The organism is Chryseobacterium geocarposphaerae (genome assembly GCF_002797535.1).
In the GTDB taxonomy this organism is placed as follows: Bacteria; Bacteroidota; Bacteroidia; order Flavobacteriales; family Weeksellaceae; genus Chryseobacterium; species Chryseobacterium geocarposphaerae.
Window position 1 is genome coordinate 1,218,405 of record NZ_PGFD01000001.1, and the last position, 15,953, is coordinate 1,234,357.

At 37.1% G+C, this 15,953-nt stretch carries 11 protein-coding genes; 1 reads left to right on the forward strand and 10 read right to left on the reverse strand.

The window, feature by feature from the left end; translation table 11 throughout:
* The first annotated feature begins 134 nt into the window (after window positions 1-134).
* Window positions 135-1,199: a restriction endonuclease subunit S gene (locus CLV73_RS19090; RefSeq protein ID WP_100375840.1), complete on the forward strand. Its 1,065-nt coding sequence runs from the start codon at window positions 135-137 to the stop codon at window positions 1,197-1,199.
* A gap of 57 nt (window positions 1,200-1,256) precedes the next feature.
* Here the strand turns inward: CLV73_RS19090 and CLV73_RS05445 are convergent, their stop codons facing one another.
* The 10 genes from CLV73_RS05445 to CLV73_RS05480 form a co-directional block, all read right to left on the reverse strand.
* The gene (locus tag CLV73_RS05445; RefSeq protein ID WP_100375841.1) at window positions 1,257-2,507 is read right to left on the reverse strand and encodes a restriction endonuclease subunit S; all 1,251 of its coding nucleotides are present in this window, start codon (window positions 2,505-2,507) and stop codon (window positions 1,257-1,259) included.
* 55 nt (window positions 2,508-2,562) lie between these two features.
* Complete coding sequence (locus tag CLV73_RS05450; RefSeq protein WP_100375842.1) at window positions 2,563-4,131, reverse strand: type I restriction-modification system subunit M; 1,569 nt, start codon at window positions 4,129-4,131, stop codon at window positions 2,563-2,565.
* 131 nt (window positions 4,132-4,262) lie between these two features.
* Window positions 4,263-4,904, reverse strand: a complete 642-nt coding sequence (locus tag CLV73_RS05455) for a DUF6266 family protein (RefSeq protein WP_100375843.1) — start codon at window positions 4,902-4,904, stop codon at window positions 4,263-4,265.
* A gap of 683 nt (window positions 4,905-5,587) precedes the next feature.
* Window positions 5,588-5,851 (reverse strand): helix-turn-helix domain-containing protein, encoded by a 264-nt coding sequence (locus CLV73_RS05460; protein ID WP_100375844.1) that lies wholly within the window; start codon window positions 5,849-5,851, stop codon window positions 5,588-5,590.
* Between the two features lie 305 nt (window positions 5,852-6,156).
* Window positions 6,157-6,309, reverse strand: a complete 153-nt coding sequence (locus CLV73_RS18870; protein WP_157798724.1) for a hypothetical protein — start codon at window positions 6,307-6,309, stop codon at window positions 6,157-6,159.
* 279 nt (window positions 6,310-6,588) lie between these two features.
* Entirely contained in the window at window positions 6,589-7,005 is a 417-nt protein-coding gene (locus tag CLV73_RS05465) for a hypothetical protein (RefSeq protein ID WP_100375845.1), read from the reverse strand.
* Window positions 6,998-10,516 carry a DUF6443 domain-containing protein gene (locus CLV73_RS05470; protein ID WP_100375846.1) on the reverse strand — a complete coding sequence of 1,173 codons (3,519 nt, stop codon included), beginning with the start codon at window positions 10,514-10,516 and terminating at the stop codon, window positions 6,998-7,000. The genes CLV73_RS05465 and CLV73_RS05470 overlap by 8 nt, the downstream gene beginning before the upstream one ends.
* Window positions 10,517-10,527: 11 nt before the next feature.
* Window positions 10,528-14,025, reverse strand: a complete 3,498-nt coding sequence (locus CLV73_RS05475; RefSeq protein WP_157798725.1) for a hypothetical protein — start codon at window positions 14,023-14,025, stop codon at window positions 10,528-10,530.
* 4 nt (window positions 14,026-14,029) lie between these two features.
* Window positions 14,030-14,302, reverse strand: a complete 273-nt coding sequence (locus CLV73_RS19095) for a T9SS type A sorting domain-containing protein (RefSeq protein WP_228424240.1) — start codon at window positions 14,300-14,302, stop codon at window positions 14,030-14,032.
* Window positions 14,303-14,376: 74 nt separating this feature from the next.
* Window positions 14,377-15,663: a T9SS C-terminal target domain-containing protein gene (locus CLV73_RS05480; protein WP_228424242.1), complete on the reverse strand. Its 1,287-nt coding sequence runs from the start codon at window positions 15,661-15,663 to the stop codon at window positions 14,377-14,379.
* Window positions 15,664-15,953 lie beyond the last annotated feature (290 nt).

The window sequence follows — 15,953 nt, forward strand, 5'->3', positions numbered from 1 at the left end:
TCAATCCTTAGACTGTAACACAGTTTCCTAATTTACGATTCAGCGATAAAAATGGTAATGATTTTCCAGACTGGAAATTTAAATATGGTAATCAAATATTTTCAAATATTTCAAACAAAAAACATAACTCTGATTTGCCGATTCTTGCAATAACCCAAGATTATGGTGCAATCCCTAGAGATTTGATTGATTTTAAAATAACTGTTACTGATAAAAGTGTTGAAAGTTATAAAGTTGTAGAAGTTGGAGATTTTATAATTAGTCTTAGAAGTTTTCAAGGAGGTATTGAATATTCTGAATACAGAGGTATATGCAGCCCAGCATATATTATACTAAGACCTAATATATCAATAGATAGAATTTTCTTCAAATATTATCTTAAAACTCCAAAATATATAATACATCTTAATAGAAAATTAGAGGGAATAAGAGATGGTAAAATGATTAGTTACTCATATTTCTCTGATATTATTCTTCCACTTCCTTCTATTGATGAACAAAATAAAGTATCAGCATTTTTATCACTTATTGAAAGCCGAATTGCAACCCAAAAGAAAATAATTGAGGATTTACAAATAACAAAAAAAGAAATATCTTTTAAGCTTTTTAAGGGAGGATTTAACTCCTCAGAATTAAGAAAAGAAAATTTCCAAAAATTAGGAGATCTAACCTATATTGTCAATAAAAAAAATAAAGAAAACCTTAAACTACCCGTCTATTCAATCAACAATAAAAAAGGTTTTATAAGTCAGTCTGAGCAATTTGAAGGAATTGATAGTGATGAGAGAGGTTATGATATTTCGTTATATAAAATAATAGAGAAAGAAACCTTTGCTTATAATCCAGCAAGAATCAATGTTGGTTCAATAGGCTATAGTGGAAATTTGGAAAATATTATAATTAGTTCCTTGTATGTCTGTTTTAAAACAGTAGATGTAGTCGATGATAAATTTTTATTTCATTATCTAAGAACTGATATTTTTAGAAAAGAAGTTTTAAGAAATGTGGAAGGAGGTGTTAGAGATTATTTATTCTATGAAAGCTTTTCCAGAATAAAAATTAATCTCCCAGATTTGAAAGAACAAATTAAAATAGCCCATTTTTTGTCAAAGTTTGATGAAAAGATTAACCTGGAAAGCGACTTATTAGCCCTATACGAAAATCAGAAAAAGTATTTATTACATAATCTGTTTGTTTGAGAGATTATGATTTTGAGAGAACTTTTTCAATGTTCAAAACATTGAAAAAGTTTTTAGTCAAACAAACAAATTAGCCAAAAGAAACTTTTTCTGAAGATCTAACTTTTCTAAAATATGTCTTTCCGTATCAATTTTTTCTTGAATTGAAGATAAACAGTTGGCGATTTTGGTTTGTTCATTTATTGAAGGCAACAGAATTTTAATTACTTCAATTTCTGATTTACTTATCTCTGGAAATGTTGAGCCATTCGCACGTTTTATTAATTCAAGTTTGTTTTCCTTTATCCAATGGAATAAAAAAACATTATTACAATTTTCTTTTACTATTAAAGATTGAAACCCTTGATTAGTCGTACACTCTTCTTGCGCAATTGCAACTTCGCCAATAGTCGCCCTAGTTGTTAATAAAATCGAACCTTTTGGAAGAATTTTAGCCGATGAATTTTTCAAACCCAATTCGGAGATGGTTCTCTCGCTTTTAAAAACAAAATTTGATTTTATTTCTGTTGGAGTAAACCACTGAATATTACCATTCCAAAATTCAGATTTTTGGGTGTCTGGCGTTCCACCTCCGATTATAGAACAAACATTTTTCAGTTCAGTTAAACTCCAATCAGAAAAATAATTTCCTCCATCATCTTTAAATCTTAATTTCTGAGAAAATAACTTTTCACGATTAGCTCTCATTAAGGTTTCTAATTGTTCAATTATTTTCTTTTGGGTTTGAATTCGAGAGTCTAGCAAGGAGAGAAAAGATGCTATTTTTTCTTGTTCTAAAATATTTAAAGGAAAGCTTGTTTTAAAATCTTTAATTTGCTGTAAGCTTATGTGTGGAATTCCTGAACTAGTATTTACCAAATCCACATATTTTATGAACTCACTTGAAAATATTTTTTGAAAAATGAAATGGATATTTGCGGAATTTAGTGCTCTAATTCTTGCAACTCTTTGGATTAATATTGAACCGATATTTTTTTCATCTATTAATGCAACATTTTTACCAACTTTGGAACCATCCATTCCAATCACTAAATCATTTATTTTCAGTATAAATTTTTCTGTTTTCTCGTTTATTTTTTTTGGATAAAATCTATCGATTTCTTTACTATGTCTAATAAATCCCTCCGTTATATTTATACCTCTTAGAATCGGAGTTCCTTTCTCAAATTCTATAATTTCATCAGATTTTAATGCAATACCCGAAATTACATCAATGAATTCTTCTAAACATCGGATTTCCCATTCTCCTTCAAACTCAGGAAATCGTAAATTAGGAAAATTCTTTACACTTTTATTTTCTTCTGTCATCTTGATTATTTATTTGTTAAAATTCTAAGCCTTGAGGATTTTGCTAAGCCAAAAATTAGCTTACTAATCCCAATTCTTTCAAATAAACTTCAATTTCAGAATCCAACTGAGAACGCTTCGCTTCAAGCTCCTTAATTTCTGCCATTACCGCCTGAATATCAATTTCCTCTTCTTCCTCAAAAGTATCCACATAGCGAGGAATATTTAGATTGTAATCATTATCTGCAACCTCCTGCAATGTCGCTTTATGACTGAATTTTTCAGTTACTGTACGGTTTTGATAAGTGTCAACAATTTTATTGATATGAGCATTGAGCAATACATTTTGATTTTTTTGCTTCTCAAACTCTTTGCTTGCATCGACAAACAAAATATCTTCATCGGCTTCGCGACATTTCTTAAAGACTAAAATACAGGTCGGAATACTTGTTCCAAAGAAAATGTTAGAAGGCAAACCAATTACTGCATCTAAATAATTCTTCTCTTTAATCAGATATTTTCGAATAACCAATTCAGCGGCACCACGGAACAGAACACCGTGTGGCATTACGACAGCCATAATTCCATTTTCATCCAAATGATGAATCATATGTTGGATAAACGCAAAGTCTGCTTTTGAAGAAGGCGCTAATTTTCCGTATTGTGAAAATCTTTCATCCAACAAAAGCAATTCATTAGCACTCCATTTTGCTGAAAAAGGAGGATTGGCTACAATCGCATCAAAAGTTTTGTCAAGATGTTGTGGTTTTTCAAGCGTATCTTCCTGACGGATATCAAAGTTGCTGTAATTGACACCGTGAAGAATCATATTCATCCTTGCTAAGTTGTAAGTAGTACGGTTCATTTCCTGACCGTAGAAATCACTTACTTTGGCTTCACGGGCAACTCTCAAAAGTAAAGAACCACTTCCACAAGTCGGGTCATATACAGATTTTAATTGTGATTTTCGACTCGTAACAATTCTTGCTAAAATAGTAGAAACCTGTTGCGGAGTATAAAATTCTCCTGCTTTTTTACCAGCCCCACTTGCAAACTGTGCAATCAGATATTCATAAGCATCGCCTAAAACATCAGCATTGGTATCTGATAAATTGAAATCAATATCATCTAAATGATACAGAACTTTGGAGATTAATGTATTTTTTTCGTCTTCAGTTCGTCCAAGTTTTGCCGAAGTAAGATCCAAATCATCAAACAATCCTTCAAAATCATCTTCACTATTTGTTCCTAATGTGGATTGCTCAATATTATTGAGGATTTTAGAAAGTTCAGCTAAGATAAAATTAGATTTCCCTTCCTGTTTCTGATGTCCTTTTTTGGCAATATTACTGAAAAGTTCCGAAGGTTTCAGGAAATATCCCAAATCTTCAACGACTTCTTCATAAATGGCTTCTACAATTCCTTTCCCTTCTTCAGTATTTTCATCAACATCATTGTAATCAACATCTTCTCCTGAATCTAATAAAATTTTGTTAGCCGTAAAATGTATTTTCTCTGAAAGATATTTATAAAAAATAAATCCTAAAATATAATCACGGAATTCATCCGCATCCATTTTACCTCTTAAAGTATTCGCTATATTCCAAAGTTGCTGTTGCAACTGACGTTTCTGTTCTTCTGACATGGCTATCCTTAATATAAAAAGTTTAAAGATATTATTTTCTATGTTTTATTAAAATTTTTTAATGAAATAATTTAGTTTTATATTTTAAAATTATTAATAAAAATCTCCACCCTTTCGAGTAGAGATTACACTTAAATCAAAGTCAGGCTTCCGAGATAGGCACTGTTGCAGGCAACCGTCTCTTTCGCATTATTAAAAAAGACCCAGAGATGAATTTCTTTTCCTGCATAAAAGGCCGGAAGCGTGAGATCAGCAGTCAATACACTTCTTTCTGCTACCGATTCGAAAATCTCGAAACTTCCTACTTCTTCGCAGTAGCACACCGCATTGGCCAGGTCTGTGGCATCCGCATTGCCCTGTGCCGAATTATCTTCCCAGTTCAGGCTGATTCCGTTTCCGGCTTGCGGCGTGGCAGTTACGTTTTGAAATCCTGCCAGGTCTCCTTTTGTGATCAGTACCTTGTTATAAAGGAGTTCGGCAACATCTCCTACCATCTGTACGGCTTCATTGATGGTGTATGAAACCGCCAGGTTTATTCTTGATTTTGAACCGCTTCCTGATCCGAAATACTTAGTCTGGATATTCTTAACGGGCTGCAGAAAACTGATCACCAGCTTAAACTTCGTCTGCTGTACAAGCTGTTTGTCGCTGGGAGGTCTGCTGCTTGGTTTTGGGGTACTTCTGATGATGTCTTTTCCGCGCCAGTTGGCGCCTACTACTGTTCCTACTTTTCCTGAAAATCCACCAAGGATTCCTTTTGTTATTCTTGCCATTTTTTTGTGTTTTATGGGTTAACTGAGACGAAGGTATACCAGAAATTCTCATTTTCAATCGCTTATGAAAATAATGACCGGCTTTGGATAGTTTTGACCGATTTTGACCGGTATGGCCCCACCCTTCTTCGGGTCTTCTTCGGATCACCTTCGGGTCGGCTTCGGAAAAACGGTACTTTTTCCGAAGCACTTCCGAAGAAGACCCGAAGGATTACTATACAAAATTGAGGGGATTTTAATTTTATGGATGATTTTGAACCTCTTAACTTCATACTTTTAGTAATTCTAATAAAAAATTGGTCATTATATACACTTTTACATTAGTTCTGCTCTCTTCATGATGATGACGCTGTTATTCCGAATATAAACTGAAGGTTTACGAACGAAGTTCAGAAGTGAAATGAAGAATCTGAGCGATCATAAGATTCTTTGAACTACATTCGCATCCCTTCAGGCTGTGTCAGAATGACATGGTGCAAAATTGTATAGAGTCGCCAAAAAATTTCATAGTAACTTTTTGAACCATTAAGAAATTAAGAAAGAGTAAGAAATGGCAAATACATAAAGCCGGAAGATTTCTTAATTATCTTCACTGCTTTATGTCTATTAATAGTTGATACACAGTTCTAAAGTCTGAGCCTTTTGGGGTTCAAATAAAAAAAATTTCAGTTCAAAAAACATTCTTATTTTTTGAGTGTATTGATGAAAAACGATTTGGGATAAAAGATTTTCCGTCCGATTTTAACATAAGGAATGTCTTGGGATTTCCTGATCCGGAATAAAGTGCTGTCGCTGATGTTCAAAAGCCTTTTCACATTGGCGCTGTCATAGAACAATGAATCATTGTTCTGATTCTCCTTTAAAATGTTTACGATTTCTTCAAAGACTGCCAAAATAGTGTTCAACATTTCATCATCATACATAGATGTACCTGATTTCTTTTTCATATTGTGTTTTTTTAGATTAAAAGAATCAAGTTTTTGTGTTATATTTCAAACGTAAGGGAATTAAATTTATTGTTTGCTATTAAAAAAATTATATTTGATGAAAAAAATGGCAACCTAAGGTAAAAAGCATCTGAGATTCACAATCATTATACTTTCTATTTAACTTTTTTAAATTTTGAAAGAAATAAGTGATCATTATGAAAATAGCCGTTACTATTGGTGATCAGCCATTCATTATTTTGTTTTGTAACGATACATTCACCAACTATAGCAATGTGCTCAGCCCATTGTATTGATAAGAATATTTAAGATTCCATCTTTCTATATTTCCAGTCTATTTCTGCCATGTTTCTGTAGTATTTTGCGGAAGCAAGCGAGGTATATTGAGGATTAGTATATCTTATTTCATATCCAAACAGGTCTTTTTTTAAGTTGGCTGGATCGTTGATCTGGGTCATCCAGTCTCAAATTATAAATTTTAATAATCTATTTAAAATAACATAAACAAAATATTTTTGTATCACTAACTCTGATACACCAGGAATGACCTCCAGTCAATTACCTATGATTTTTTCTTCAGAAATAAACAAGAGCAGGTATTACCCTACCCTTGTTTTAAAATCATCCTTTCAAATAAGTACTGAAAATCAACGATTTAATTTTTGAAAAATGTCCATCACTAACTGTGAAAAATTACCAAAATCCGCGTCATCGGGTTTATAAAGCCGCGAGAGCGGTTATTTCTCTATATTCAATTTTCCTTTAACTTTAACTAGCATAGACTTTTCTTTATCTTTCTTATCATAAAGCCAAATCGTATCTTTATTGTATTTTACAACTTTAATTTGCGAGTTATAATTCATCAATGTAAATATAGAGTCATCATCAACACCCCATTCTAATCTTTCATCAATACCATCATCATAAAATAACCATCTTTTATTTTGAACTTTAGAATAAGAGTATTTCAAAAGTTTACCATTTTTAGAAAGTTTTAAAGTAAAACCATAAAATTCTGCCCTATCTCTAGGCCATTCATAATTCCAATAGCCTATGGAGTCATTATATAAAATGACATTTTTTATTTTATCACTCGGACTCGAACAACTTGTAAATATAATTGCAAGAAATATATATATTATAATCTTATTCATTTGGGTTTTTCATTAATTCGACTGATTGCGGTTTAGACTGCTGTGTTCCATTTTGTATAACTATTTGCATTGGCTCTCCTTCATATCCTCCAATGGTAGATATATTAACTCCCCCTTTATTATTTTTATTAAAATCATTTATATAAGGATCCATACCTTGCCATGAAATTTCATCTTTTTTATAAGCATTCCATAATCTTTGTGCAAAACCAAAAGCAACAGAATTCTGATTTCCTTCAGTAGAATTTCCGTAATCTGATGTTTTAGCTTGTCCTAAATAAACTTTTGCATGATCAAGAAATGTATATTTTCCATTTAAATTTTCGCTTTTATGCCCATTTGCTCCAGCTTCGTGATCTAAAGTATTTCTTAAATTATACAAATCGTTATAACTTCCTTTTTGTAATTGTTTGATATTAAAATATACAGTTCCTGTTGCTCTAGATGTAATAGCCCCAGTATCTTCACCTTTAATTTTGTTACTTACTCCATAATATCCTGAGAATCCTTTTTGTCCAGCATAGTGAGCAATTATATTACTTACAGCTCTGAGCGTTCCTTTTTTATTATAATCCAATTGGGATAGTTTAGCATTTCCCTGATCAGTATGCACTATAATATTATTCGTTTTTTTATTATCTCTGTACATAAATCTTCCATTTTTATTAAAATGATCATCTACTGGAGCCATTCCATCCGGATCAATAAATCTCAAAGGATTGTTAAACGCATAATTGTACGGACTATGACGGGTCATTTTCTCCGCCAAAGGATCAATTACACCCCATCTTCCTAAGTCCGGCATGTAAAACCTTGCTCCGTAATCATACATTCCGGTCTCCTGAAGCTCCTTCCCGTTGTACTTGTACTGATAAGCCTGATCAAAACTGTGGTTTTCACTATTATGCATCAACCCAAACGGATAGTAGTTGGTTACCCCTTCTGCTTCTCCTGTGATGATGTAGTTGTTACAAATCTGTCCATCCGGAGTATCATAGCAATTGTTGACCAGAATATCCCCGGTGACAATCCCGTTTCCATCAGCATCACTGTAACTTAATCTTACATTTCCTAAATGGTCAGTGTAATTATAAAAATATATGTTGCGTAAGGCATCAAAATAACCTTCTGAGGTCGGGATGATTCTCAGCTTCATCTCATCGTTCATTGTAGTTCCCGTTTCATCTTCCCAGGCATACGTGTATTTATACTGGAAACCTCCCAGATAATCGGTCTGCAATCCTCCAAAGAGCTTCTTCACTTTCACCCCGTCTGCACGGTAGGTATAGTCTGTTACCTGTGCATTTTGGGTAATCTTTGCAGGTAAATTTAAGTAATTATATTGAATGGAAGAAATGCCTTTATCCCGTAAGGAGGTCATATTTCCGTTGGCATCGTATACTATACTGGCAGGATTGGCTTTGTACGGGTAGCCCTGTGCAATGGTAACGGCATCGCGTACGGTCTGCAAACGGTTGGATGCATTTCCATTTTCATATTCATAGGTAAGGTTGTCGATCATCAGAGAAGTAGCTCCTATTCTCTGGGCGGTTCTCACCATTGTTTTTATATTCCCGTTCAGGTCATAGGTAGCCTTTTCATAATATTCTCTCAGGGAAGGATTGGTCGCGTTCTGGTAAAAGCCTGCCGAAAGGCGGTTGAGGCTATCATATACATAGCCGTATCTTTTCAGAGATTCGTTGGGGGTAGCTCCTGTTTTCCAGTCTACTTCGGCAATATTCCCGTTGTATTTTGGGGTTACCTGCAAAGAGGTATCGGAAGCATCGGGAGTCTGAATACCTTCCACCTGATTGTATTTGATCTTATAGCCAAAGAGATCATTACCCAGATTATTGGGATCATTGATCTGCGTCATCCAGCCCCGGATATTGTATTGGTAATCTACCGTCTGCAGCCCGCTTCCTACTACCTTGCCTCCTACTTTCCTGGTCTTCAGCTGCGAAAGCTCATTGTATTCGTTCTGGGTGAGGATTTCTTCGGCACCGTTGTCTATTTTATGCTTGTGTACCAACATCCTGTTCTGGTTATCGTAGGTAAAGGTTTCGGTGATCATTTTTTCAGGATCGCTGCTCAGTCTTTTATGTTTTGTGATCACCTGCTTTGGGGTTCCCGAAAAATCCAGCTCGGATTCTGTTTGGGTATAGCCTCCCAAGTGATTGATGGAATGGGTGGCGATCACTCTTGCCCGGGTATCATAATAGCTGTAACTTTTCGTCCAGCTGTCGTCTTCTATGTTTTTCACATAGGATGCCAATGGCAGGCCTTTGGTATTGAGCACAGCACTCATGGTATCGGTAAGTACGGCAGCCTGCCCCGGAATAGCAGGAGTAAAGGCCGGGGTTCCTGCAGGATAGGTATCGTAATAATTGACCGATAAAACGGTTTCTATGTCGGTGAAATAGACATTGGTATAATAGATCTGCATCCCGTTTTTGGTAAATCCACCGCCGCTTCTGCTTTCCGCAATCACCAGATTTGCGGCCTGGCTCTGCATGGTTTCCCTGGATCCGCCTGCGATTATTCCTGTATACACGGGTCTTCCGAGCTGGTCATATTTCGTGATCAGCCATTTTCCCTGGGCATTCAGATTGACATCGCGGGTCAGGATCAGTCGGTCTGCTTGGTCATATACCATATATTCCCATCCTTTACCGGGAAGTTTCTTTTCTGCCAGGCGATTTTTCTGGTCATATTTATACTGATAGCAGAGATTGTCCAGCGTTGTGCTGTCAATAGCATTTGCTGCTACGGCCAATGGAGGGATAACGTAGGCCAGCTGGTCGTAATCGTTGTACACATAATAGGTATCTGCGCTTACGGTGGCGTTCAGCATCTTTCTTACGAGCACCGTCTGCCCCTGTCCGTTTTTAAATTCTATGGTTTTGTTGCCGTCTTCATCTGTAATGGTATTTTTGTACAGCTGACCGGCTCCGTAAGGAGTGGCAGAAAGCGTGATGGAAGCGGTAAATGAGGCGGCATCAAAAGTCGCAATGTATTTTTTTACTTCGCCGTCCGTATTCGCACTATAGCCCAGCTTTACCGGTTTATCTGCCCATGCGGCTCCTACCTGTTTCTGTTCCAGTACCCGGTCCAGCGGAGAGGCTTCGAATTCTTTTTTGGCAAAGATGATCTCATTACCGAGCGGGGTATTCACTGCGTTGGCTAAAGGATTGTCTATGATTGCTCCGTTGGCTGTGGCAGACTGGGGAACCGGAAGATAGTCTACGGCCTGTCTTCCGTACTGGTCATAGACTATATGGGATACGATGTCTCTTTGCAGCGGAGAGGCTTTTATATTAATTACCTGCTTGGGTCTTCCCAGCCCGTCGAGGTACTGCACGTTTTCCGAAGCTTTCGGGGCCGCTTCCGTTGGGTCAGTTAAATAGGTTTTTGAATAGACATAGTTTTCTGTAGTGCTCAGATTGAGGGTCTGCGCACGTACAACACCTGCTACAAACAATGCACTGATAGGAATGATTAGCTTTTTCATAATTTGTTTTTTTAATGTTTGTAGTTGTATTTGAATTCTTTAATCACTTTTCCGGAAGTACTTCCCTGTCTTATTTCTTTTAACCTGTTCGCCGAATCGTAAATATATATTTCGCGCACTCCTGAAGGCGGAGTTACACTGGTTACACCAATCAGAGGGTCGTAGGTGTAGGTAGTAACCTGCAGATTGGCTAATGCCGGAAGGCTTCTAAAGCTATCCAGAGCATTTATTAATGCAGCTTCACTGGCAGGGTTTGAGGCATCTGCATCTGATGCTTCAATACTGTTGGCAGCCAGCCCGCTTACAGCGGAATAAGGCAGCCCTGTAATTTTCGCAATGGGCTGCGTACCGCCATATCCCCAGATGATGCTGGTAGGCACTCCTTCTTTGGTCGTATACTGAAGAATATTCCCTTTAGCATCATAGAGGTCATAGGTAACCTGGGTTTCCAGTGCCGCACTTCCAAAAGACGACTGTATTTGGTTTGAGAGATAGGAAACGTTATTGGGCCAGCTATTGCTGTAGTTTATTTTTTGGGTTCCCTGGAGCTTCCCGTCTTTATAGCTTTCAATTTTCTCAATTTCAGATATCCTGTTTTGTGAATAGACAGAGTTCCCGGAATGGTAGAAATATTTTGATTTCAGCTGGATTCCGTTTTCGGTAACGGTATTTTGTTCAGCAATTTGTTTGTTTACCGGGTTATAAGTGAAGGATTCATTTTTTTCGGTTGTTATCTGGGTTCCGTTGTCATAAAAGTAATTTTTAGTTTTTGTTGACGCCAGCTTTGTCCATCCAAAGGTTTCAAAAACGGGAACGGGTATAAAACTAGGAGCCCCCACCTCTAAAGGCAGTCCTCCCCAGAAGCTTTTTGGACTGGAATAATTGCTGTTACACTGCATACATGAATTCCCGTTGGTCAAACTGCTTTGGTAGACACTGAATGTTTTAGGATAATTTTCACTGGTTCCGTTATAGATACTGTTAGGTTTTACAAATCGAACCCCTGTGTATTCCTCAAAGTTTTCGTAGCTGTATTCATTCTCCACTTCAGACAGTTTTCTGAGGCTGCTGTCATACACTGTCTGCCGTATTAAGTTTCCTCTTTTGTAATCAAAATTTTTAGGCTGTACAAATGGAGGTCCCTGAGGATATTCGATGTTGGGAAAGTCTAACGGTGAAGTATATTCGTAGGTGATTTTTCCTTTATCCGTTCCTTCCTGCACCGTCACATATTTGTAGCCTACCGCGCTTCCCTGCGTTTTAAAGAGCGGAATATTGTTCTCGGTAGTCACAACATCATAAGAGTTGGAGTACAATTCTCCGTCTGAACATCCGACCGTTCCTCCATAAGGTGCAAATATTAACCTGGCATTGAAACTTTCCGTATATCTGAACAACGGTTTAGGATCTACCAGAGCGCCACTGCTTAAAGTGGTATTGTCATAGTTATAACTATATTTCTTTTCTTTGGAAGGACCGGATAAGCCATGATAAAATGCTTTGTAATAATCTGCTGGCGTATCATTATCAAAATACCCTATTCTTCTGATCCTGTTTCCTCCACCGTAAAGAAAGTTATTTACCACCGCATCTTCTGAAAAATAGTGGATTCCCAAAATATCTGTCCCTGTATAGTTCAGATCAAGGTTCGTCCACACTACCCGATAGCTTTTATTCTTTTCCAGTGTGAAAGAGATACAGCAGTTAGCACTTGATGAAGGGCAGGCGATATTATTATTAGCGACTTCCCAACCCGAGCCATTATATACTTCAAGCGAAAACTTCCTCGTATTCAGATCTTCGAGAACAATACTTGGAAAAAACAAAACCTTTCTGTTGGAGGTAGATACCGGTAACAGCGTTGTACTACTGCTATTTTTATTAAAGTATAAATTCTCAGGAGGTAAAGCTGTAAAAGATTTGTTTTCGCTAAAATCGGTGATCAGACTGTTTCCGATATAAGAGTACTGATTGGGCTCAAAATCAAAAATGGCACTTCCACCGGTAGGGTATTTAATCTTTTGTAAAATATCGGTGGTTGAATAGACCGGAGATGTATTCCTTCTGTAATCGGGTGAGGAATTAACGTCACACTGATCGAAAGCATTAAAATATCCCCATGCATCTTTTCCTACCGCTTTGCCCAGAAAGTCATTGTTTTCATAAGAAAACTGATGGCTTCCCACCACATTGTTTTCTCTGTCAATTTCTTCAATTTTGCTGAGAAACATCCTTTTCTCCAGGACCGTTCTGTATTCCTGAGTGAAATTGTATTTTTTAATAAAGCCATTGTTCCAGTTTAGCAATGTCACCGATTTAAGGGAAGATGCTGTTTCCGGCAACACCAGATTGGTATCTTCCCTGTTTTGAAGATAGTCGAATTTTATTTTCGCGATCCCTACAATATTGATCTGTGAAATCTTTTTCACCTTTATTAAAGTGGAAGATCTGTTGAAGCTTTGTACAGGAGGAAAGTTTCCGCAAGCATTATAAAGTTCGTAAACGGTAGAAAGATTGGTTCCCAGATTACCAAATTCAGAAACCCTGTAAGTAACTTTGGTGAATCCTTCTTTTATTTCGTTTTCATTATACACGTATTCTATTAACGTATTATTGTTGGGATCAATAACTTTAGACAGATGGAAAGAGCTGTTAAATTGCTTATCTTCATAGATGTTATCGAACGGGGCTAACAACCGATTGCTGTCATAATAATAGTTTCGTACGCCTCCTGAATTGCTTGAAACTTCAATCACGTTAAAAACATACTGATATCCTCGATCATCAAATACTATAAACCCGGTAGGTTTATATGTACTGCTGTCATATTGATTAATGATCTTTATTGTATAACTGTCCAAAGGAACTACCTCAAGAGTCCCTGAATCATTTTTTTTGATATAAAATCTTCCGGTTCTTCCAAAGAAGTTAAACTGCCAAAGATCGTGCTCGGTATCATATTTATCAGTACGGTTCGCGGTCCAGATAAATTCGTTTCCAACCGATTGGTCACCTGAGGACAAATTTGATCTGTAACCTGCTTTATAATCATTCAGTATATTCTTAGAAAAATAATAATAATTATTAATATGATTGGCTACACTCGTCTGGTAAACCCCTACTTTCCCTGGCTTATCTGATGATGCTAAGATGAGTTCTTCATCAGGATGCCCTTTTACGGTGCGTGATATGGTTCCCCCGGCAAATAAATTCCATCCCAATCCTACATCGCCAGAGATTTCATCTGCTGCAATACTCGAGGTATGGTACTTAAGACTTATATCCACCGAAACATCCTTTGATTGTGAAGGGATATTAAAAAGAGGGATGGAAATATCCGGAACTCCTGTATAATTACTCACAGGAACTTCTTCAAACTTCATTAATGACGATACTGTGGGGGAAGGGGGAATCATCTGAGGCAGATCTGTTCTTATTTGAGGTCCTGTAGATTGTGCAAAAGATATTTGTAGGGCTATTAAGCTTATAGCAGTAACTATTTTCTTCATCTGTTTATTTCTTAATCAGTTTAGCATTAGCGGTTTTATTATCGTCTGTTTTTATCGTAACCAGGTAAGCACCCTGTATCAAAGGCTGGGTATTGATCTTCGTTACCTTATTCTTGGTTTTCAAACTCTGAAGCTGTCTACCTGCCATATCATACATCGTAATATCCGCTTCCTTAAAATCAAAGCCAATTTCTATATAGGCATAATCGGATACCGGATTCGGATAGATCCTGATATCCTGCTTTTCGATCAATTGATCCACCTGCTGATCTCCCAACTTTACAATCTTCCAGTTCTCCTTTCCTAGTTCTTCTGCACTGGTTCCTGCCAGAATAATAGAGCCGTCTCTGTTTAGTTTAATATCCGAAAGCCGTTCTTCTCTTTTTCTGGATTCTCCTTTGACGTGTTTTCGCCACTGTTCGTTTCCGTTTTCATCATCCAGAAGGTTTCATCATCGGCTTCTATTCTGCCTTCTGCCTGGGTATAGCCTCCGAGTAAGATTCCTTTGGTTAGGTCTTTATTTTTTTCTCTTTCATTGTGTCCTAAGATGACATGCATTCCCATTAAAACATCCCTGTTTTTAAAGTTGTAAGATTTCTGCCAGATCTCTTCACCTTTTTCATTTAAGGAGATGAGCCAAAGGTCGGTACCTTCTTCTACGCTTACGGTTTTATTGCCTGATCTCTCGGAACGGCTTTCGCCTCCTATGATAAAGCCTGAAGTAGTCATAGCCACGGTTCTTAAGTGATCGTCTCCTGTTCCTCCATAGTTCTTTTCCCATTCTACTTTGCCGTCTTTGCTGAGTTTAATGATCCAGTAATCGCCTTCTCCCTGATTATTTGTGGATTTGGGGTAACGGGATACGGGATTCGGGGTGGGAGTTCCGGAACTCAAACCACGAATCTCGGAACTCGAACCTATCCCCGAATCCCGAAACTCGGAACTTCTGGAATAGACTCCTAATAAAACACCGCCATCTCTCGTTGGAATCATTTTTTCTACTTCGTCTAAGCCTTTTCCGCCTAAAATAAGCTGGGAGAGTTCTTTTCCGGTTTTGTCTAATTTGACAACAAGAACGTCTTTGGAACCATAACCTTGTGGAGAGTTTTGAACATTTCCTGCGACAAAGAATCCTAAGTCAGTGGTTTGGATTACGGCTCTGGCTTCTTCATCGGAAGTGCTGCCTAGGGTTTTCTGCCATACTTCATCTCCGAATTCATTAATTCTGATGAGCCAGATATCGGAACCTCCTTTGGAGTCGTCTTTTTTGTCAAGGCCTTTGCCTGAATAGGAAGTTCCTGCTAAGAGAAAGCCTCCGTCCTGAGTGGAAAGGGATGCGGAAAGGTAATCGTGGTTCTTGCCTGCAAAGTATTTTTCCCAGACTTCTTCTCCCTGTTGGTTGAGTTTTACTAAATGGAAATCGTAGCCGTTGTTCTGCTGTTGGCTGTTGGCTTCTTGCGACAGGCTTTTAGACTGAATGGAGCTTCCGGTAATTAAGTACTGAAGGTCTACGGTTGGAGTCACCTGACTTAAGAAATCCTGAGTGGTGGATTTGATGTCTTTCTGCCATAGGACTTCCTGAGCGGAAACGCTCAGAACTGTGCATAGGAAATATGCACCGATATAGAGTTTTTTCATCCCGTATTATGTTTAAGTTTACTGTTATTAATTTTTTAAAAACGTTGCAAAAATATGGTTTTTACTTCATATGGGTAGGGTTTGTATTGAAATATTTCGGAAATTCATCAGCTTATTTTAGTGTCAATTTATCCCTGATAACGCCAAAACAAAGGTATTATGGTGCAGCGACAAATCGTGTCGCGTTTTATAAATTATTTTATTTATAAATACTAAAAACCCTCGCAAAATGCGAGGGATATTTTTCTCTACCGAGACAAATGTCATATTAGAGAGTGAATAAAGCTATA